This window comes from Paenibacillus sp. FSL P4-0113 (assembly GCF_038009305.1).
Taxonomy (GTDB): Bacteria; Bacillota; Bacilli; order Paenibacillales; family Paenibacillaceae; genus Paenibacillus; species Paenibacillus polymyxa_D.
The window spans coordinates 5,424,127-5,444,114 of the sequence record NZ_JBBPAZ010000001.1 but is presented as its reverse complement, the minus strand read 5'-3'; the positions used below and the strand labels follow the sequence as shown (position 1 = coordinate 5,444,114).

The 19,988-nt window shown below is 45.3% G+C and carries 18 protein-coding genes; 2 read left to right on the top strand and 16 right to left on the bottom strand.

The window, feature by feature from the left end; genetic code table 11:
* Window positions 1-55: 55 nt before the first annotated feature.
* The 8 genes from MKX46_RS23895 to citZ form a co-directional block, all read right to left on the bottom strand.
* Complete coding sequence (locus tag MKX46_RS23895) at window positions 56-1,180, bottom strand: methyl-accepting chemotaxis protein (RefSeq protein WP_029516627.1); 1,125 nt, start codon at window positions 1,178-1,180, stop codon at window positions 56-58.
* A gap of 159 nt (window positions 1,181-1,339) precedes the next feature.
* The gene (locus MKX46_RS23890) at window positions 1,340-2,071 is read right to left on the bottom strand and encodes a response regulator transcription factor (protein WP_013309604.1); all 732 of its coding nucleotides are present in this window, start codon (window positions 2,069-2,071) and stop codon (window positions 1,340-1,342) included.
* Between the two features lie 128 nt (window positions 2,072-2,199).
* Window positions 2,200-4,002 (bottom strand): two-component system histidine kinase PnpS, encoded by a 1,803-nt coding sequence (gene pnpS / locus MKX46_RS23885; RefSeq protein WP_029516626.1) that lies wholly within the window; start codon window positions 4,000-4,002, stop codon window positions 2,200-2,202.
* A gap of 119 nt (window positions 4,003-4,121) precedes the next feature.
* Window positions 4,122-4,991, bottom strand: coding sequence for an SDR family oxidoreductase (locus MKX46_RS23880; protein WP_029516625.1), 870 nt, complete (start codon window positions 4,989-4,991; stop codon window positions 4,122-4,124).
* Between the two features lie 214 nt (window positions 4,992-5,205).
* The gene (locus MKX46_RS23875; RefSeq protein ID WP_069011198.1) at window positions 5,206-5,622 is read right to left on the bottom strand and encodes a hypothetical protein; all 417 of its coding nucleotides are present in this window, start codon (window positions 5,620-5,622) and stop codon (window positions 5,206-5,208) included.
* 315 nt (window positions 5,623-5,937) lie between these two features.
* Complete coding sequence (gene mdh, locus MKX46_RS23870; RefSeq protein WP_028542892.1) at window positions 5,938-6,879, bottom strand: malate dehydrogenase; 942 nt, start codon at window positions 6,877-6,879, stop codon at window positions 5,938-5,940.
* A 16-nt stretch (window positions 6,880-6,895) separates the two neighbouring features.
* Window positions 6,896-8,191: an NADP-dependent isocitrate dehydrogenase gene (icd, locus tag MKX46_RS23865; protein WP_029516624.1), complete on the bottom strand. Its 1,296-nt coding sequence runs from the start codon at window positions 8,189-8,191 to the stop codon at window positions 6,896-6,898.
* A gap of 151 nt (window positions 8,192-8,342) precedes the next feature.
* The gene (citZ, locus tag MKX46_RS23860; protein ID WP_069011199.1) at window positions 8,343-9,455 is read right to left on the bottom strand and encodes a citrate synthase; all 1,113 of its coding nucleotides are present in this window, start codon (window positions 9,453-9,455) and stop codon (window positions 8,343-8,345) included.
* 345 nt (window positions 9,456-9,800) lie between these two features.
* Between citZ and ytvI the strand changes: the two genes are divergently transcribed.
* On the top strand, window positions 9,801-10,919 hold the full coding sequence (gene ytvI / locus MKX46_RS23855) for a sporulation integral membrane protein YtvI (protein WP_341071868.1): 1,119 nt from the start codon (window positions 9,801-9,803) through the stop codon (window positions 10,917-10,919).
* Between the two features lie 29 nt (window positions 10,920-10,948).
* Here ytvI and MKX46_RS23850 read toward each other — a convergent pair whose 3' ends face one another.
* From MKX46_RS23850 to MKX46_RS23820, 7 genes are all read right to left on the bottom strand, one after another.
* Complete coding sequence (locus MKX46_RS23850) at window positions 10,949-11,347, bottom strand: FxsA family protein (protein WP_013309596.1); 399 nt, start codon at window positions 11,345-11,347, stop codon at window positions 10,949-10,951.
* The gene (locus MKX46_RS23845; protein WP_029516620.1) at window positions 11,344-11,862 is read right to left on the bottom strand and encodes an acyl-CoA thioesterase; all 519 of its coding nucleotides are present in this window, start codon (window positions 11,860-11,862) and stop codon (window positions 11,344-11,346) included. The genes MKX46_RS23850 and MKX46_RS23845 overlap by 4 nt, the downstream gene beginning before the upstream one ends.
* Before the next feature lie 134 nt (window positions 11,863-11,996).
* Complete coding sequence (gene pelA / locus MKX46_RS23840) at window positions 11,997-13,286, bottom strand: pectate lyase (RefSeq protein ID WP_029516619.1); 1,290 nt, start codon at window positions 13,284-13,286, stop codon at window positions 11,997-11,999.
* 287 nt (window positions 13,287-13,573) lie between these two features.
* Complete coding sequence (gene pstB, locus MKX46_RS23835; protein ID WP_039269891.1) at window positions 13,574-14,416, bottom strand: phosphate ABC transporter ATP-binding protein PstB; 843 nt, start codon at window positions 14,414-14,416, stop codon at window positions 13,574-13,576.
* Between the two features lie 17 nt (window positions 14,417-14,433).
* Window positions 14,434-15,330 (bottom strand): phosphate ABC transporter permease PstA, encoded by an 897-nt coding sequence (pstA, locus tag MKX46_RS23830; RefSeq protein WP_023987910.1) that lies wholly within the window; start codon window positions 15,328-15,330, stop codon window positions 14,434-14,436.
* Entirely contained in the window at window positions 15,330-16,262 is a 933-nt protein-coding gene (gene pstC / locus MKX46_RS23825) for a phosphate ABC transporter permease subunit PstC (protein ID WP_029516617.1), read from the bottom strand. Before pstC ends, pstA begins: the two co-directional genes overlap by 1 nt.
* Window positions 16,263-16,368: 106 nt before the next feature.
* Entirely contained in the window at window positions 16,369-17,292 is a 924-nt protein-coding gene (locus MKX46_RS23820; protein WP_029516616.1) for a phosphate ABC transporter substrate-binding protein, read from the bottom strand.
* A gap of 207 nt (window positions 17,293-17,499) precedes the next feature.
* Here MKX46_RS23820 and MKX46_RS23815 point away from each other — a divergent pair, with 207 nt between their 5' ends.
* On the top strand, window positions 17,500-18,390 hold the full coding sequence (locus MKX46_RS23815) for a LysR family transcriptional regulator (protein WP_069011201.1): 891 nt from the start codon (window positions 17,500-17,502) through the stop codon (window positions 18,388-18,390).
* Window positions 18,391-18,489: 99 nt separating this feature from the next.
* Here the strand turns inward: MKX46_RS23815 and pyk are convergent, their stop codons facing one another.
* Complete coding sequence (pyk, locus tag MKX46_RS23810) at window positions 18,490-19,920, bottom strand: pyruvate kinase (RefSeq protein WP_029516614.1); 1,431 nt, start codon at window positions 19,918-19,920, stop codon at window positions 18,490-18,492.
* Window positions 19,921-19,988 lie beyond the last annotated feature (68 nt).

Here is a 19,988-nt window from a genome sequence, read left to right as displayed (position 1 = left end):
ATATAAGCTGTGTGTAAATTTAGTGTGGTGGATTTGTTAACGGTATGTAAAATGATCAAGAACTTAGCATGAGCTCAAGCTCCTGCGCAATTTCGGCTGCATTCAAAGCTGCTTCCTCTGCGGAACGGGACATTTCACTGTTTTTAGCTTCAATTTCATCGACAGCCTGCAGTAGTTTGGCAAAAGTTTGTGTTCCGGCAGATATATATTGAGAGCCTGTATGAATCTGCTGCATACTCGTATCCGTCAGTTCAGCGGTGTCACGCAGCATTTGCTCGATATGGGTGAGTAAGCCTGTAATCTGTGTGGAAAAAGCTTTCGTCTGGAGTGACATATTCCGCACCTCCTGAGACACAATCTGGAAGCCTCGTCCATGTTCGCCAGCATGTGCCGCTTCAATGGACGCGTTGATCGCCAGCAATCCACTGTGATCTGCCAGTGCACGAATGGATGAAGCCATGCCCGCAATGTCATTCAGCGATTGCGTCAATGCCGTCATTTGCTCATGCTGGCGTTTCATTTGCTCCGTAACCGCACGATAGGAGAGCAAAACATCCTCCAGTTCTACTTTGCCACGACGGGATAATTCACTCATTGAGCGGGTTAGCCGCACACTGTCATCGGCCTCTTTAGCTGCATCCAGCACAGTCAGCTGAATACGCTGGACTCCGTCATAGCTATGCCGAATCACATCTCCCCGCTCTTCGTCCGCTTCTCTTTGCATTCGCTGCACGACGGACAGGATATCACGAATCGTGAGTACACCGAGTAACCGTGTTCCTTCCTTAATCAACACACAATCGTAAAAACGCTGATCTTCGCGCAGCATCGCCAGTTCCACAATGTCCGATGCCTGGCTTTTCAGATCCACAATTAATGTATCGGGGTCGGCAAATAGGGCCGCAGGCTTGTCATAGAACAACGCCGCAGCAAATCTGCCCGTAAAATGGCGATTGTACGCATCTCTCATAATAATGCCCAATGGAAGATCATTTTTATCCACAACAATGACACAAGGAATATCTTCCTGTGTTTTCATAAGGGCTAACAGTTCTTTACAAGACATATCCGTACCAATGATCGGAACCTCCCGGCATGGCACATAGGTAGTAATCGACTTGTATGCTTCACGTTCAATCACGGCAGTGGAGCTCGGCTGGGTCTTTGGTTCCGTTATCATCGTTCTGAAGTCCCCTTTTTTTAACTACTTGGAGTGACGGGAACATCATATCGGTCATTTGTTGATTCTAGCGTCTAGTTTTGTTAATGAAATGTAAAATCACAAAATGGACACAAAGGTCCCCGGACACTGCGCTGAATAAAGAAAAACGCTCCTCATTTATAATAAATGAGAAGCGCTTCTTTTTTTATTTACAACCAGCTTGTACCCCACTCCACGGATCGAATCGATATGAACCGAGTCGGGATCAAGCTCCAGCTTTTTACGTAAGGAGCTGACGTGCACATCCACGGTCCGTTGACCGCCAATATAGTCAAAACCCCAAACAGCATTCATCAGATCATCCCGGGTCAGGACCACACCCGGCTTGCGGGACAAATAAAGAAGCACCTCAAATTCCTTGGGTCTGAGGCTGATGGACTGACCTCCAAGAATGACTTCATATTTTTCAGGGTAAATCTCCAGCTCGCCCAATTGAATTTTGGAGCTATCTTTCTGATCAGACAACACTCCTTCATCCCCACCGGAAGTTCTTCGCAGCACAGCCGTCACGCGGGCCAACAGCTCAGAAACGCCAAAAGGCTTCGTGATGTAATCATCCGCACCCGACTTCAGCCCTTGGACAACCTCGGCTTCACCGTTTTTGGCCGTTAAGATAATAATAGGCGTCGTCAGCCCCTGATGGCGAAGTCTGCTCAGAATGTCCAGTCCGTTCATTCCCGGCAGCATCAAATCCAGCAGGATCAAATCGTAGGACTCTCTGGAGGCTTTCTCAAACCCGGCACTGCCATGATCCTCCGTATCCACTTCGAAGCCTTCTTGTATCAAATTGTAGGATAGCAATCTGGCAAGCGTTGGTTCATCCTCAATAACCAGTAAGCGTTGTCCCATAAATAACTTCATCTCCTGTTTACCTGTTAAAGGCGCATTGGTCAAAATCCTGAAACTTTTTCCATACTCATGCGACACCCGTTTATTTTATCACGGCATTGTTAACAGAATGTAAAAAATGGTCTAGTTCATTCTTCCTGTTGCAATAGCGGTAATTCAACTGTAAATGTAGTACCCAATCCAAGCTCACTTTCCACCGAAAGGGTGCCATGATGCAAATCGACCAAGTGTTTGACGATCGACAATCCCAGCCCCGTTCCGCCAGAGTTACGCGAGCGACCTTTGTCCACCCGGTAAAAACGCTCAAAGATACGTGGCAGGTCCTTCTTCGGAATTCCAATACCTGTATCACTGACTGTAAATACGACCTTTTCGGTGTCATTCTCCCGCTGTATCGTTAGAACCTTAATCTTTACCTTGCCACCATCAAGTGTATAGTTGATGCCATTAGACAAAAGGTTCAGGAAAATCTGCTGAAGCTTATCTTCATCTGCCTCCATAAACAGCTCATCCGGGATATCCATGTGTAGTGAAATTCTTTTTTTGGCAGCTACATTGTTCAGTTTTTCCAGCAATGATTCTATGAACGACGAAACGTGCACCGGCGAGCATTCCAGAGGGGAACGCTTGGACTCGATTTTGGACAGCTCCAGAATATCACCGATCAACCGATTCAATCGTTCGCTTTCATCATATATAATTTGCAAAAATGAACGGGCCGTCTCCTCATCTTTAACCCCGCCACCGAGCAAGGTCTCGGCAAAACCCTTGACTGCGGCAATCGGCGTTTTTAGCTCATGAGAAACGTTAGCCACAAATTCGCTCCGCATATTTTCCAACCGTCGAATAGCCGTAATATCCTGTAAAAGGAACAGCATCCCCCGGTATCCGCCCTCATCCTCATACATCGGAACACCGTCCAGCAACACGAGTCTCTCCTCGGGATTGTACAAATGAACCTCACCATGCAGCCTTTCTCGGCTTTGTATACTGCCCTCAATTAGCTTTGTGAGCTCATAATGCTTCTTCAGCTCATGATACGGCTTGTCTGTCACCCGTTTACCCACGACACCAAGCATTCGCTCAGACTCACGGTTTACAAGCGCAATACACTCATTTGCATCAATCATTAGAATTCCGCCTGTCATATTACTCATGACACTCTGGAGCAGATCCTCATTGTCACGTATCGTTTTCATTTGGTTTTGGAGACTATCAGCCATACGATTAATGGCTTCACCCAGTTGCCCTACCTCGTCCCGGCGCTGCACACCAACCCTTGCGTCATAATCCAGTCCTGATATACGGTTGGCTACCCCAGTAATATGTTCAATGGGCGAGGTGAGACTGCGAGCAATACGATAGCTCACCAGTCCAGCAGCAATAAACAGCAACACTAGACCAATCCCGATGGCCGTCCAGCCGCGCTGCACTCCCTCCTCCACCGCTTTCAGACTCATGGACAAACGGATATATCCGTCAAAACCCTTATCCGATACAACAGGCTCTGCAACGTATAGCATGTTCCGCTGCAAGGTTTCGCTGTAACGAATCGTGCGTCCAATCTTCTCTGTTGAAGCTTGCTGAATTTCTTCACGAGATGCGTGATTTTCCATCTTACGCGGATCGCTTAACGAATCTCCAACCACCGTCCCGTCCTTGCGAATGAAGGTCACCCGCGATTCCGTCAGACGAGCAATTTCTTTCGCCTTTTGAGAATAATAAGAGACATAATCCGTGCTGGACAGGGCATCTGCATTAACAAAAGGGAATGTAGCTCGAAGCAGGTCGATCTCCCGTCCCATGTTCTCCTCTAGCACCTTCATATTCGAATTTTTAAAAATTTGTCCCATCGTGATTCCAGCAGCAAGGACAGATACGCCAATCAAAATCAGCATGATCAGGGTAAGCCTGAAACGAAACGATTTCATAAAATATGCCCATCCTTTATGTAAGTTAAGTCTCATTCTACAGGCTACCTTCATTATGTTCCACTGTGAAAAGAAAAAAGGCTAGGGCATAACACAGCCCTAACCTTTTCCTTGTCCTTTTATCCGTTTATAACTTCACCGCCATTGATATGAATAACCTGTCCGCTTACATAAGAAGAATCATCTGAAGCAAGGTACACATAGGCTGGCGCCAATTCTTCCGGCTGACCCGGACGCTTCATTGGCTGCGCTCCTCCAAACTCGCTGACCGTCTTAGCATCAAATGTAGACGGGATTAACGGTGTCCAGATCGGCCCTGGTGCTACAGCGTTCACCCGAATGCCTTGATCTGCCAAATTGAGTGAAAGGGAACGTGTAAAGGATGTGATTGCCCCTTTGGTCGATGAATAATCAATGAGTGTCTTGTTCCCAGCATACGCGGTAATCGATGTTGTGTTGACGATCGTGCTCCCTTTTTTCAAATGCGGCAATGCTGCTTGCGTCAAGAAGAACATACCGAAAATATTCGTTCGGAACGTGCGCTCCAACTGTTCTTTGGTGATATCCTCCAGCTTTTGTTGTGGATGTTGCTCTGCCGCATTGTTCACAACGATGTCGAGCTTGCCCAGTTCGTTAACTGTCTGTTGAACCGCTTTTTTGGCAAATTGATCATCTCCGATATCGCCAGGAATCAACACGCATTTGCGTCCCTCCTGTTCCACCTGACGTTTTGTTTCTTCCGCATCCTTATGCTCATTCAAGTAGATGATGGCTACGTCCGCACCTTCTTTGGCATACGTGACAGCTACAGCCCGACCAATTCCACTGTCCCCACCAGTAATAAGTGCAACTTTACCTGTTAGCTTGCCAGCGGCTTTGTAAGTTGGTTTTTCAAATTGGGGTGCAGGCGACATTTTGGACTCAATCCCCGGTTGCTGGTCCTGATGCTGTGGGGGCAAAGTTTGCTGAGGTTGATTACTTTTAGACATTGTACATTCTCCCTTCAAAATCAGATATTTTTTAGGATGCAACATTTGCATCCACTCTACTCCTGAATTACCACACAAAGTTATTCGTTAAACGAAAAAAGAACAATGTAGTGATTTGAGCGCAAAAAAAAACGGCCTATGCTTATTCAGCACAGACCGTTTTTCAATTTAGCATTTGTCATCATTCGATTATAGACTCTCACTAAATGCATAATTAAATAATATCGCTGTATACCATTAAAAACGTAATTAAAATCAGGAAGACGGCAAGCAGCGTACTGAACATTCGCATTTTGCCAGCATATTGCGTAATAGGCTGTTGGCTACGAATCGCTTCCAGCGACAGCCGTAACGGCTTACCCATGGCTCCCGCAATACCAGAAATAGCGAGAAACAACAGCAAAACGACAACAATCCATGCTACCGAATAAGAACCCCAGGGAAAAATCATATAGATACCGCTAACAAGCACTAAGATCAGCGCAAATTGAGCCAAACGGTTCAATAGCTGAACAGCCGATATCGTTCCTTCCTGCACGCTAGGAGCCAATTTGTCGATTTTGCCCACCACGAAGGGGAGCAATAAATAAAAACCCATCGCCAGTGATCCAATAATGTGAATAAAAAACATTTTACAACCTCCACTTCTTTGTTTTCTTACAAACTTTTTTTCCATAGAACGATCATATTCCAACGAATGACTACCATCTTTTTCAGTGTTTTGGGACATGCTTTTCTATGTCAGGATTTTGCAAAGTCCTCATGTAACTATCAATGCATATGAACTCTATTATACCGGGGAAGTGAGTCAAAGCAAAGGAATAAGGAAGAAAACGAATAGATTCCCTATATTCTGTTTATGAGTAAAAGAGGTGTCCCGCGGCCATGACTATGGCTTAGGGACACCTCTTCAGGTAATAGTCACCGTTTTAGTAGAAAATTGAATCTAAACGGTAACTATTTTAATCACACTGCGGACCGACTCCGCGGATTGATCGAGCGCTGCTTTTTCTTCGGCTGTCAATTCCAACTCGAACACTTTTTCGATGCCATTGCCACCAAGAAGTGTCGGTACGCCAAGGAATAAATCCTGATAGCCGTACTCTCCCTCCAGATAGGCGATGACTGGGATAATCCGTTTTTTGTCTTTTACAATCGCTTCCGTCATCTGTGCAAGCGAAGCTGCCGGAGCATAATATGCGCTACCATTACCCAACAGGTTGACGATCTCTCCGCCACCGCCGCGTGTACGTTGTACGATCGCTTCGATACGTTCCTGCGAAATCAGAGTTTCGATAGGTATACCTCCAACACTGGAATAGCGTACCAGAGGCACCATATCATCACCGTGGCCCCCCATAACGAAGCCGCGCACGTCTTCGACGGAAACGTTAAGCTCTTGTGCAATAAAGGTACAATATCGCGCTGTATCAAGCACACCGGATTGGCCAATAACCCGATTTTTCGGGAAACCCAGCGTTTGGTAGGCAGTATAGGTCATAGCATCTACCGGATTGCTCAGAATAATAACAATAGAATCTGGCGCATACTTCTTCACGTTCTCACAAACGGATTTTACAATTCCTGCGTTCGTATTTACCAAATCATCACGGCTCATACCCGGCTTGCGTGCAATCCCAGCTGTAATAATGACGATATCTGAGTTAGCTGCATCCTCGTAATTGGAAGTGCCCGTGATCTGACTGTCAAATCCCTGTACCGGACCGGCCTCCAAAATATCAAGCGCCTTGCCTTTGGTCGGATTCTCTAGTTGCGGAATATCGATCAGTACGATATCACCTAGCTCCTTTTGAGCCAGCAGCAATGCGGTAGTGGCACCGGTAAAACCGGCGCCAACAATGGATATTTTTTTACGTTGAATGGACAAGTGGTATTCCCCTTCCTTACAGGTTACTAATAATGGTATCTGCGAACTCGGAGCATTTCACTTGTGTAGCACCATCCATCAGACGAGCAAAGTCATAAGTTACAATCTTCTTATTAATGGACGTCTCCAGCCCTTTGTAAATCAGGTCAGCCGCTTCTTTCCAACCCAAGTGTTCAAGCAACATTACGCCCGACAGAATGACGGAACCAGGGTTCACTACATCTTTGTCGGCGTATTTTGGTGCTGTACCATGTGTAGCTTCAAAGATAGCATGCCCTGTTACATAGTTAATGTTCGCACCTGGCGCAATACCAATTCCACCAACTTGGGCAGCAAGAGCATCGGACAGATAGTCCCCGTTCAGGTTGAGCGTAGCAATCACATCAAATTCAGAAGGACGAGTCAGTACTTGCTGAAGTGCGATATCAGCAATCGCATCCTTGATAATGATTTTGCCTGCATCTTCAGCTGCTTTTTGAGCTGCATTAGCCGCATCCTCACCGTCTTTTTCCTTGATTACGTCATATTGGGCCCAAGTAAATACTTTATCTGCAAATTCTTCCTCAGCCACTTCATAACCCCAGTTTTTGAAGGCACCCTCGGTAAATTTCATAATGTTACCTTTGTGTACAAGCGTTACACTCTTGCGTCCGTGGTCAACTGCATACTGAATGGCTGCCCGTACCAGACGCTTTGAACCCTCGGAAGAAACTGGCTTAATGCCAATACCAGAGGTTTCAGGGAAACGGATTTTGTTCACACCCAGCTCTTGCTGGAGGAACTGAATAACCTTTTTCACGTCTTCGGACCCTTCAGCATACTCGATCCCCGCGTAAATATCTTCTGTGTTCTCACGGAAAATAACCATATCTACCAATTCAGGACGTTTCACTGGAGAAGGAACACCGTTAAAATAACGAACAGGACGCAGACATACGTATAAATCCAGTTCCTGACGCAATGCCACATTCAACGAACGGATACCACCGCCAATAGGTGTCGTAAGCGGACCTTTAATGGCTACAATATACTCACGGATGGCTTCCAAAGTATCGTTAGGGAGCCATTCGCCGTATGTATTGAAAGCTTTCTCACCAGCGAATACTTCATACCAGGCAATCTTTTTGCTGCCGTTATATGCTTTTTCTACAGCTGCGTCCAGTACGCGCTTGGAGGCTTTCCAGATATCGCGACCCGTGCCGTCACCTTCGATAAACGGAATTACCGGATGGTTCGGAACCTGTAGTTGACCGTTATCAATCGTAATTTTTTCGCCTTCAGTTGGGAGCTCAAACTTTTCAAATTTCGCCATAAGTTCCTTTTCCTCCTCAGATATGAATGGGTACAGGACGAAAGACATGATCTTTATCACAGACAAAAACGTACATCTCTCGTCGTCCCCTCTATTGTACCTTATTTTTTAAATTCAGGGTATACAACCTCAATCTTCCTTCGACAAGGGGTTAGCGCAACTCTGGTGATACGTATTTTTGATCCATTGGACCTGTATATTCGGCGCGAGGACGAATCAGGCGATTATTTTCATACTGCTCTAAAATGTGCGCTGTCCAACCGGATACACGACTCATAGCAAAAATAGGTGTAAACAGGTCTCTCTTGATACCCAGTTGGGTATAAACAGAGGCAGAATAAAAATCCACATTGGGCTTCAAGCCTTTTTGTCCTGTTACAATTTCCTCAATTCGAACTGACATATCAAACAACGTTGTGTCGCCGTTCATTTCCCCCAGCTCGCGGGACATTTTGTGCAAGTGCTTGGCACGCGGATCACCGTTTTTATAGACTCGGTGTCCAAAGCCCATAATTTTTTCGCGATTATCCAGTTTCGCCTGGATATAGGAGTCCAACTGATCCAAACCACCAATCTCCTCCAGCGTTTTGGCCACAGCCTCATTGGCCCCGCCATGCAGTGGTCCTTTTAAAGCTCCAATAGCAGACGTGATTCCGGAATAAATATCCGACAATGTGGCTACCGTTACACGCGCAGCAAAGGTAGAGGCATTTAATTCATGATCGGCGTGCAGCACGAGAGCCTGATTGAACGCTTTAATAGCCATCTCCTCTGGATCCTTGCCAGTCAGCTGATACAAAAAGTTTTCAGCGATAGAAATACCTTTTTTAGGCGCAATCGGCTCCAAGCCCTCGCGTATACGTGCTATAGCTGCCACAATGGTAGGCAATTGCGCCTGAAGCTTGACGGTTTTGGTCACATTAGACTCTCTCGACATATCATCCGCCTCTGGGTCATACAAAGCGAGAGACGATACGGCTGATCTCAAGGCAGCCATCGTGCTCAAATCTTTCGGATATAACTTTAATTGAGTAACAATTTCATCCGGAATAGCAGCGTATTCGCTTAACTGGTTGCGAAGCTCCTGCAATTGCTCTTTATCAGGCAATTTCCCAAACCACAACAAATAAGCTACCTCTTCAAAATCGGCGTTAACAGCCAAATCATCAATGTTATAACCCCGGTACGTGAGAACGCCATCTACGATAGAGCTTATGGAGGAAGTGGTCGCTACGATCCCTTCCAGACCTTTAGTCGCTGTCATCGTTACATCTCTCCTTTGTAAAAACATTGTGAACGGACTTGCAATGTAAACATTTTCAAAAGTAAGATATGCCTTTTAAATAGCTGAGTAATGTTAACGCCATATGTCAATATTTAAACCTTCTTTCACTATACTGGATTTTGTCGTTTATGTGAACATTGAGGGCTATTCCAACACATTCAAATGTTTTATCGCTTCCATAAATAAATTTTTGAAACCCCTTACAAAAAATATTGATTCATTTGCACTTTTTTACACAGGTCTTGTCTCCCCCCTTTCCCGCATATGTATAGTAGAGCATTTATTTTATGAAATACTATCGTAAAAGAAAGGAGTCGTGAGAGCTTGAGCCGGTTAATCCTGAATCGCATATTTCGTGCTCTATGGGTGGCAATCGTGATTGTAGCTCTGTTATTGGGCATATATGTGCTTTTCTCTCTCGTCTATCCTTTCCTATTCGCCTGGCTTGTGGCTTATGCCATGAATCCATTGGTTGGTTTTCTGCGTAACAAAGCCCGTATGCCACGTTGGACGGCTGTCACGGTCTCATTATTTGTATATTTAGGTGGAATTGCAATTATCCTGTCTGCAGCAATCACCCGCATGGTTCGAGAAGTTATAAAGTTAGCCATGACTTTTGACGGGCATATTGAGCGTTTTAAAAGCCTGTTTATCGATTGGACACAAAGCGATTTGATTCAAAATGTAATTATTGAAATTAACCATTTCATCCGGGATAATCCGGATTACCAACACACCATTAACAGTAATATTGATAAAACAACTCAAACCGTCAGTTCGGCTGTCACTACGCTAGTCGCTCAATTTTTTAATGGGGTTTTGAACTTGCTGACCTCTCTGCCTAATATGGGAGCAGTTCTAATGGTTATTGTATTAGCAGCTTTTTTTATTAGTAAGGATTGGGACCGACATAGTCGGATGCTCGCAAACACGGTTCCTGATACGATTCGCAAGCCATTGTCGGATATATGGCACGATCTACGTAAAGCACTGTACGGCTATTTGCGTGCACAGTTTATTATCATCTCCATTACGGCATTAACGGTCATTGTTGGGCTGTTCATATTGCGTGTGGAATCCGCCTTTACCATCGGTTTAATGATCGGGCTGGTGGACTTGCTACCTTATTTGGGGGTTGGCATTGTGATGATTCCGTGGATACTGTATGCGTATATGTCTGGTAATTTGGCGCTAGGGGTAGGATTGTCGATCCTTTATATCATCCTGTTGATTGGACGACAGATCGTGGAGCCTAAGGTGCTGGCCAGCAGCGTGGGCTTAAACCCGCTTCCCACCCTTATCGGTATGTTCATCGGGCTCAAGCTATTTGGCGTTTTAGGACTCATTATCGGACCTGTATCACTCATTGTCGTTGATGCACTGAATCGTGCGAATGTCATTCAGGACTTGCGCAATTATATTCTCGCAGGAAGAGTCCGCTAGATCATGGATAGGAAAAACGGCAGCTCACGTCAAAACCGCCGAAACGTAATACTGCCGTTTTTCATTTTTTTCTCCAGCCACTTTAATAAAAAACGTCGGTACAACGCTCGTGTTAAAGGGAACACCAACGTAAAACCAATAATATCTGTTAAAAATCCGGGGATAAGCAGCAAACTCCCACCAAAAAAGACACATAATCCATCCAGCATTTTACGGCCGGGCATTTGTCCCCGATTCATTTCATTTTTCGCATCGGCAATCACCTTACGACCTTCAAATTGCATCATGGCAGCCCCGATTAGCGTCGTCAGAATGATGAGTAAAATCGTTTTGCCTGCTCCAATCCAGTGACTTACCCATATAAACCCGTATAGCTCCGCCAAAGGAATGAGCAGCAGCAACAGCCATAGACGTTTACGCATCATCATGACTTCTGTCCCTCCCCGCCTGTAAAAGCAAACCTTAATGCAGTGTACAGCTCAGGTAGCGCCTGGTCCAGTCGAACGGGCTTCCATTCGGTGTTCACCCATACGTGACGTGTCATCCCAGTGACGAGCAGCTCTCCCGGCAGCGTGTCTGCCTGGGTCCATACCTTTCCCAGATACCTTTGATGCTCATCATCCGTTACCCGCCGAACCTCATAGATATAGTTTAGACGCAGTCTGGAGAAGTCGGTAATTGCGGTATAAACGGTAATTAAATCATCATATCGAGCAGGACTCGCATATTTCGCATTGATTTCAATAACTGGCAGTAAAACTCCACGTTCCTCCATGCTCCGATAGTTAAAACCCGTCTGTCGGATCATTTCGGTACGCCCGATCTCAAACCAGTTCAAATAATTTGCATGATATACGACCCCCATCTGGTCGCTTTCCTGATAACGGACACGTAGCGGTGCGCCATACCAGCGTAATTCCGTTTGTTTCTCCTCTTGAGTCATACAAGCTCTCCTATCTTTGTGCATCTTTATCTCTATTTTGCCCTCTCTCCATTAAACCATATTTACAGCCCGGGAACAAAAAGAGGGCAGACCGACCGGTCCTCCCTCGCAAATCATATATAATAATGCCTTTATTATTGTGGCAACGGCTTGGACAGTTTATAATATCCGCTATCCGAAGCCAGCTTAAGCAAGCTCTTAGCTTGGCTTCCCGCCCAGGCGTAACCGAGTCGTCTTTCCTCACTAATTTTCATGATGTCGGTATACTTTTTGCCATCCCGGTCTGAAAAGAAGTATTTATTGTCTTCCACATTATAGAACCGATACCACATTACACTCGATGCGTCCTTTTGGAAAAACTCCGGACCTTGACGATTGTATTTCATACCGTCGATTCGGTTCGCGTCAAACCATTTCAAAGCACTTTGAGCCGCTTTTTTCACTTCAGCGGTTTGCGGCTGGGACATGAGAAAAGCAGTAATGCCTACTGATTCCGTAGTTGTTTTGGAAGGTAACTCAAATGCCCGGGCTTCAACAGATGCATAAGTAGCCGGATCGTGCTGTGCACCCCAGATTGTTGGTGTACCATTATTTACAATTTGAGATTTAATTGTGTACTGGATACCTTTGTTTAGCGCTTGCTGAAGTCTGGAGCGGTAAGAGTTATCCAGAATATCGCTATCAAACGGCTGCTTCTTGTTCACGATATCGTCAGCCAAAACCATAACTCTGACCATTGCATCATCATTATAAGTTACAGCATCGGAATAATTACCACGTTTAGGGTATACTTGAGGCCAGCCACCGGAGGAATATTGAGAAGTTAGTACGAAGTCAACTGCTTTTTGTACACTGATCTTAATGTCTTTATTTTTGGTTTTTTTGTATACATCCGCCAAAAAGCGAATCTCGGTTGTCGTCGCCTCGTTATCGAACGTTCCGAGTTCAACACCATCCTTGCTCTTCCATGTGGAGCGTGCAGCTTTGCCATCCCATTTAGATTTATAATTCTTTTCCATAGCTTTGAAGAATCCGCCATGTGGCAATTGCCAGGATACAATATTTAAGGCAAGTGTAGTATCCTTGGATGTATTCCCCGTAGAAAACTTACTGAAATCGCGCATCTTGTTTAGGATGCTGTCTGTATTGACAACAGCGGTTGGCTTCGCCACAGCCGACAGCCCAAATAATTGCTCACGATCCAACACACCTGAATTTACATCGTCACCATAAACGTCCCGTCCCACAGCTGAATCTGTGGTAAGCTCATAAGAAGCAGTAGCCGATTCACGTACTGAATCATATGTAGCCGGCACAATCTCCTGTGCCGCAGCCCATGAGGGACTTAGGAGCCCTGACGTTACTGTAATCGCCAAACTTGAAAGCGCTATCATCTTTACAGTTGGACACATCTTCTTCTTCATTTGAACCTCTCCCTTATTTTAAGTTGGGTCATTGCGTTCAGTTTAACCTATACATTCTTGCTGAGGATTCTTTTGGATAGTGAGAGGGACTGAACCACTATTTATGCATGATAAATAGTTAGTTGTATTATATGAAAATATATCCAAACGATCAATATATTTTAATTTACTAATAGATTAAAAAAGTTAAAAAACTTTGAAAACAATAAAAATCCTCTTACTAATGCCGGATTAGTAAGAGGATTTTACGTAAAGCTAATATAAAGTAGGTCGATGAGCAACATCGCTTAACCAAATCGACCCATGATGTACTCCTGAGTCAGCTCATTTTCAGGATTCGTGAAAATATCGTTCGTTTTCCCATGTTCAACCAGACTTCCGATATAAAAATAAGCAGTATAATCGGAAATTCGTGCAGCCTGCTGCATATTGTGCGTCACAATAACGATGCGCAATTCTTTTTTCAATTCGGTAATAAGCTCTTCTACCTTGCCTGTAGACACAGGGTCCAGCGCTGAAGCTGGCTCGTCAAGTAACAGAATTTTCGGTTGAACGGATAGAGCACGTGCAATGCAAAGCCGCTGCTGTTGCCCGCCAGACAGCGCTAGAGCGGAGTCGTGAAGGCGATCCTTGACCTCATCCCATAATGCTGCTTTACGCAGGCTGCTTTCGACGATTTCATCAAGCTGTTTCTTCTTGCGCACCCCACGGTATTTGGGACCGAAGGCGATATTATTGTAAATGGATTTGTAAAAAGGGTTGGGACGCTGCCACACCATGCCAATTTGCTGACGCAGCTTGATCACGTCCGTTTCCGGTGCCGTCAAATCCTGTCCATCCATCCAGATGTGTCCCGTTGTAGAGGAAGATGCAATCTCATCATTCATCCGATTAAGGGAGCGCAAAAAGGTCGATTTACCGCAGCCGGAAGGCCCGATCAGGGCAGTCACTGTCTGCTCGGGAAAGGCTAGATTCACTTTTTTCACAGCCTCAAAGCTACCATAATAAATACTCAAATCCTCAGTACTGAACGGATGCGGCGGTTGTCCCACAAGCTGTTCCGAACGCGTAGACTGAACGGATGTTGCTGGTGCGGCGGTTTTTGCCGTTCGCGTAATCACATGTTCCATTGTTCTCCATCCCCTTTCTAATCCATACGTTTGGCAGCTGTCAGACGGCGGTATACAACTCTTCCGAACCATCTTGCACTCAAGTTGAATGCAAGCACAAGCAGCACCAGTACGGCAGAAGCGCCTGCAGCAATATCTTTGGAGTCAGGAGCAATCCCCTCACTATTGACCTTCCAAATATGAACAGCCAATGTCTCAGCAGGTCGCATCGGGTTAATAGGCGATCTAGCATGCAATGGATTCCAATCAGTAAAATCAAGCGGCGGCGTACTCATCCCTGCTGTAAACAGCAATGCTGCGGCTTCCCCGAAAATACGGCCTGCGGCCAAAATGGTACCCGTAATCAAGCTTGGCAGCGCAGCTGGCAACAAAATGGAGGTAATGATTTTCCACTTGGACAATCCAAGCGCAAGTCCAGCTTCCTTTTGCTCCTTCGGCACAGCTCGGAAAGCCTGCTCCGTTGTGCGAACCATCAGCGGCAGGTTAAATACGGCCAAAGCCAAGGCTCCTGATAAGAGGGAAAAGCCAAAATCAAACGTATTTACGATAAGTAGTAGTCCAAACAATCCGATGACGATCGACGGGAAGGAGGACAATACTTCGACGACAAGTCGTATAAAGTCCGTAATTTTCCCCGGCTTTGCATATTGCGCCATGTAAATACCTGCGCCCCAGCCAATCGGAATGGTGATAATCAAAGTTAAGATTAACAAAAATACGGAATTAAACAGTTGTGGGCCAATACCACCGCCTGCACGTAATGTTTGGGGAGCACTGGTTAAAAAGTCAAAAGAAATATGACTGACTCCGCGGGCCAAAATGAAGCCCAGTAATCCCACCAAAAGTGCAACAATGAACAAAGCGAAGAAACAGATTACAAATGTAGCGATCTTGTCGGTCGTTTTAGCTTTCATCAAACCCGGTTTCTCCTTTCAAGCAGCCTTACCAGCAGCACGAAAATGAATGTCATGAGCAGAAGAACAAGCGCCATGCTCCAGAGAGCATTGTTATGAACGGAGCCCATCGCTGTATTCCCCATGCTAAGTGTAATGACGCTGGTCAAGGTCGAAGCGGATTCCAGCAAGGAATGCGGTATATGCGGAGCATTCCCGATTACCATCTGTACAGCCAACGCTTCTCCGAAGGCACGAGCCATACCGAGAATAATTCCTGTTAAAAGAGCAGGCAACAACGTCGGAATAATAACACGAGCAATTGTCTGCCAGCGGGTAGCACCCAAAGCATAAGAGGATTCACGTAGCCCCCCCGGCAAGGAAGACAACGCATCCGCCATAATACTCGTAATCGTCGGCAAAATCATGACTGACAACACTAGGCAGCCTGCCAGAATGCCGATGCCTTGTCCTCCAAACACGTTCCGTAGCAGCGGGACGATTACGGTCAAGCCGACAAAGCCATATACAACAGACGGAATACCGGATAATAATTCAATCGCGGGTTGAAGGATACGCTTACCCGATTTCGGCACAATTTCCGTCATAAATAAAGCCGCACATAAGCTGAGCGGACTGGCAATTAAAGCCGCCAGTATGGTTACTGCAAAAGAACCCGTAATAAACGGAAGTGCGCCGAAGGACTTAGGCTCGCCATCCGGACTCCATTTGGTTCCAAAGAAAAACTCTCGCAGACTGACTCCATTCACCGCAAATGTAGCTACACCTTTGGAGGCAACAAAATATACGATGGAGACAATAACCGCAACTAAAAAAACGACACAAACCGACGTATATATGCGGCCGGTCCATTCTTCCCAGTAATGTCTTTCTTTCATAACTCGGGATCGTTTATTCTGTTCCATGTATGCCTTCCCTTCAATTGGTCCCATACTGTAACTCCTTTAACCGAAGAATAGAGGCCGGACGCTAGTCCGCCTCTTCTTCGTGAATATACTCGCGTTAGCTGCGTTCATCGAACAGGAGGTGTGACTCTCCTTATTTCGTGATATTACCGTCAGCATCACGTTTCACTTGCATACCTGATACTGGAATGTATCCCAAGTCTACGACATCCGTTTTTTGGATTTCATCTGACAGAATGTAGTCCAGGAATGCTTTCACATGCTCTTTTGGCTCACCTTTAGTGTACATATGCTCGTAAGCCCATACTGGATATTTACCTTGTTCTACATTTTCAACGTTAGCTTCAACGCCATCGTATTTCAAAGCAGTTACTGTGTTGTCGATGTAGGACAGAGCCAGATAACCAATCGCACCCGGTGTTTCAGCAATCAGCTTTTTCACAGTACCGGAGGAATCTTCTTGAATGGAGCCCGGCAGATCTTCTGTTTTTTGTCCCAATGCGTATTTTTCAAATGTTGCACGAGTACCGGAGCTGCTTGGACGGTTTACAATAACGATTTTTTGATCCGCACCGCCAACTTCTTTCCAGTTTGTGATTTTACCTGTGAAGATTTGTACCAATTGATCTTTTTTCAGGTCTGTAACGCCTACTTTAGGATTCGCTACCGCTGACATGGCTACAACAGCTACTTGGTGATCGACCAGCTCATCTGCACCGCTCTCCAGTTTTTCTTTTGCAAACACGTCGGAGTTACCGATGTCCGCTTGTCCGCCGGAAACCTGAGTCAAGCCAGTACCGCTACCGCCGCCCTGTACTTGAACTGCAATGCCTTTATATTTATCGACAGCCATAAATTTTTGTCCCGCTTGCTCTACCAATGGTTGAAGTGCAGTGGAGCCCACAGCCAGAATGTTTCCTGTCAGTTCAGCAGCTGCTTTATTGTCTGTTCCTGTAGCAGCTTCTCCTTGTGGTGCAGCATTGTTACCTGATCCACAAGCTGCAAGTGCAAATACCATGGTGAGAGTCATCAGAATGAACGGCCATTTTTTCAACATTTTTTATTGTCCTCCCCTTAGTTAAGTGACGGTTTTTTATTTATGACCATCAACACTTTTACATTGTAGGCCTGGAATGTTAGACGAACGACGTGGTTTTGTAAAACAAATATAAAATATTGATAGATAAATTATTTTTCGGTATATAATTAATCTATAGTTTGAAATTCATATATGAATGACATATAAGGAGAGCTGTTGGATTCCATGAATATTCTAAAATTGCGTATCTTGATGCTGATCGACAAATTCCATAAGGCGACGGATGTGGCCGAAGCTTTGCAAGTCAAACAACCTACCGTCAGCTTTCATATGAAAAGCTTGGAAAAGGAATTGGGTGTTTCCCTATTCTCTCTTCAACAAGGCAGGATTATGCTAACGGAAGCTGGAAAAAAATTATTACCTTACGCAAAGCAAATCATCTCTCTGGAGCAAGAAGCTAGACAAGCTGTAGATGAACTGACAGAAGAGTCACAGGGTCAATTACATCTAGGTGCTGAGTCGATATCAGGTACCTATCTCCTCCCCACTTTGATGGCTAAGTTTGCTGAGCGGTATCCAGATTGTCGTATTCAGTTGGAGATTCAATCCCCGGATGCAATTAGGCAGCTACTGAAACAGGGGGAAATTGATTTTGCTTTTCTCGACGATAGAGGATCTCTTCCAGAGTATACAGTGGCAGAGCCAGTGGCTTCAGATCAAGTAGGAGTTATCCGTTCTGCACGTGCACCTGAAGTCAAATTAGAGGAGTTCGATGGAACCGATATGCTGGACAAGCACACATGGGTAAAATATAGCGGTTCATCCGTTGTAGATCTGTACTCCTCGCTAGTTAAGCCCCATCTGGAAATCAACTCTTGGGAAGCGGTAAAGCAAGTCGTAAGCGGCGGAGAGGCGCTTGCCTTCTTTCCTGCAAGCGGAGTCGATAATCATGAAAATGCTATTCCCTCGGTGGAGTGGCTTCCTTATCCCGAGGCTGATAACAAAAGGAGCCATTATCAAATAAACATCGTGTATCAACAAGATACACACATGAACTTAATGCAACAGGCATTCCTTAACTTCATACGACAAGAAGGACTAGAAATAAAAAGCTAGAGAACATAAAAAAGAGCATCCAAGTCTTATTGACTTGAATGCTCTTTTGCTTGTTGTAACGATACATACAGCCTCGGTATTATTTCACGGAGGCTTTAATTACGCTTGTGCTGGAACGCAACTAATTTTGATCAGGTTCGTAGAACCGGAATCACCAAGAGGTACGCCCGCAGTAATCACAACCAAATCGCCCTCTTTAACGAGGCCAGATTTGCGACCACCTTCCAGCGCGTTGTCAAACAGACTGTCTGTTGTGTCAACGATTGGTCTGCCTTGTACTGCATGTACGCCCCAGATCAGAGCCAAACGGCGAACTGTTCTTTCCTGTGTTGTCACAGCAACAATCGGAGCTTCTGGACGGTATTTAGAAATCATACGCGCTGTTGTTCCGCTTTGTGTGGACGTCAGAATCGCTTTAGCATGCAGGTCAAGTGCAGAAATAGAAACGGATTGGCTGATTGCTTCTGTGATACTAATTTCTTGAGCCGTTCTTTGTTTTTTGAACAAATCACGGTAGTTCAGAGAGGACTCAGCTTTTTCTGCAATACGTGACATCGTCAATACGGATTCTACGGGATATTTACCCGCAGCTGTTTCGCCGGACAGCATAATTGCGTCTGTTCCGTCAAAAATAGCATTCGCCACGTCACTTGCTTCCGCACGAGTCGGACGCGGGTTACGTTGCATGGAATCCAGCATTTGTGTTGCCGTAATAACAGGCTTGCCAGCTACATTACATTTGTTAATCATCAATTTTTGCGCCAGAGGCACTTCTTCAGCAGGAATTTCCACACCAAGGTCACCACGGGCAACCATCAGGCCATCCGAAGCTTCCAAAATTTCGTCCAGGTTGTCCACACCTTGCTGATTTTCGATTTTGGAAATGATTTGAATATGACTTGCATTGTGTTTCGCCAGCAATTCACGAATTTCCAGTACATCACTTGCTTTACGAACAAAAGAAGCCGCGATGAAATCAATGTCCTGCTCAATACCGAAAATGATATCATTAGCATCTTTCTCCGTAATACCAGGCAAAGAAATTGCAACGCCTGGAACGTTAACGCCCTTCTTGCTTTTGATCGTTCCGCCATTGACAATGCGGCATTTGATTTCAGTGCCTGATACTTCAATAACGGTGAGTCCGATCAGACCATCGTCGATCAGAATGGTGGAGCCGGGCTCCACGTCCGAGGGAAGATCTTTGTACGTAATAGAAATACGATCTTGCGTACCGAGAATTTCTTCCGTTGTCAGCGTAATGAACTCGTCCTGAACAAGCTCAATAGGTTCAACTTCGAGCTTTCCTGTCCGGATTTCCGGCCCCTTCGTATCGAGCAAAATAGCAACATTTTTGTTAAGCTCCTTACAAGCTTGACGGATGTTTTTAATCCGGTTGCCATGCTCCTCGAAATCACCGTGAGAGAAATTCAGGCGGGCTACGTTCATACCAGCCAAAATCAGTTTCTTCACATTTTCCAATGACTCACTGGAAGGACCGATGGTACATACAATCTTAGTTTTGCGCATTTGGGTTTTTCCTCCGTTTTCAAAGGTGCTACTCTTTATATCTTTTTCCAACAATTAAATCTACTACA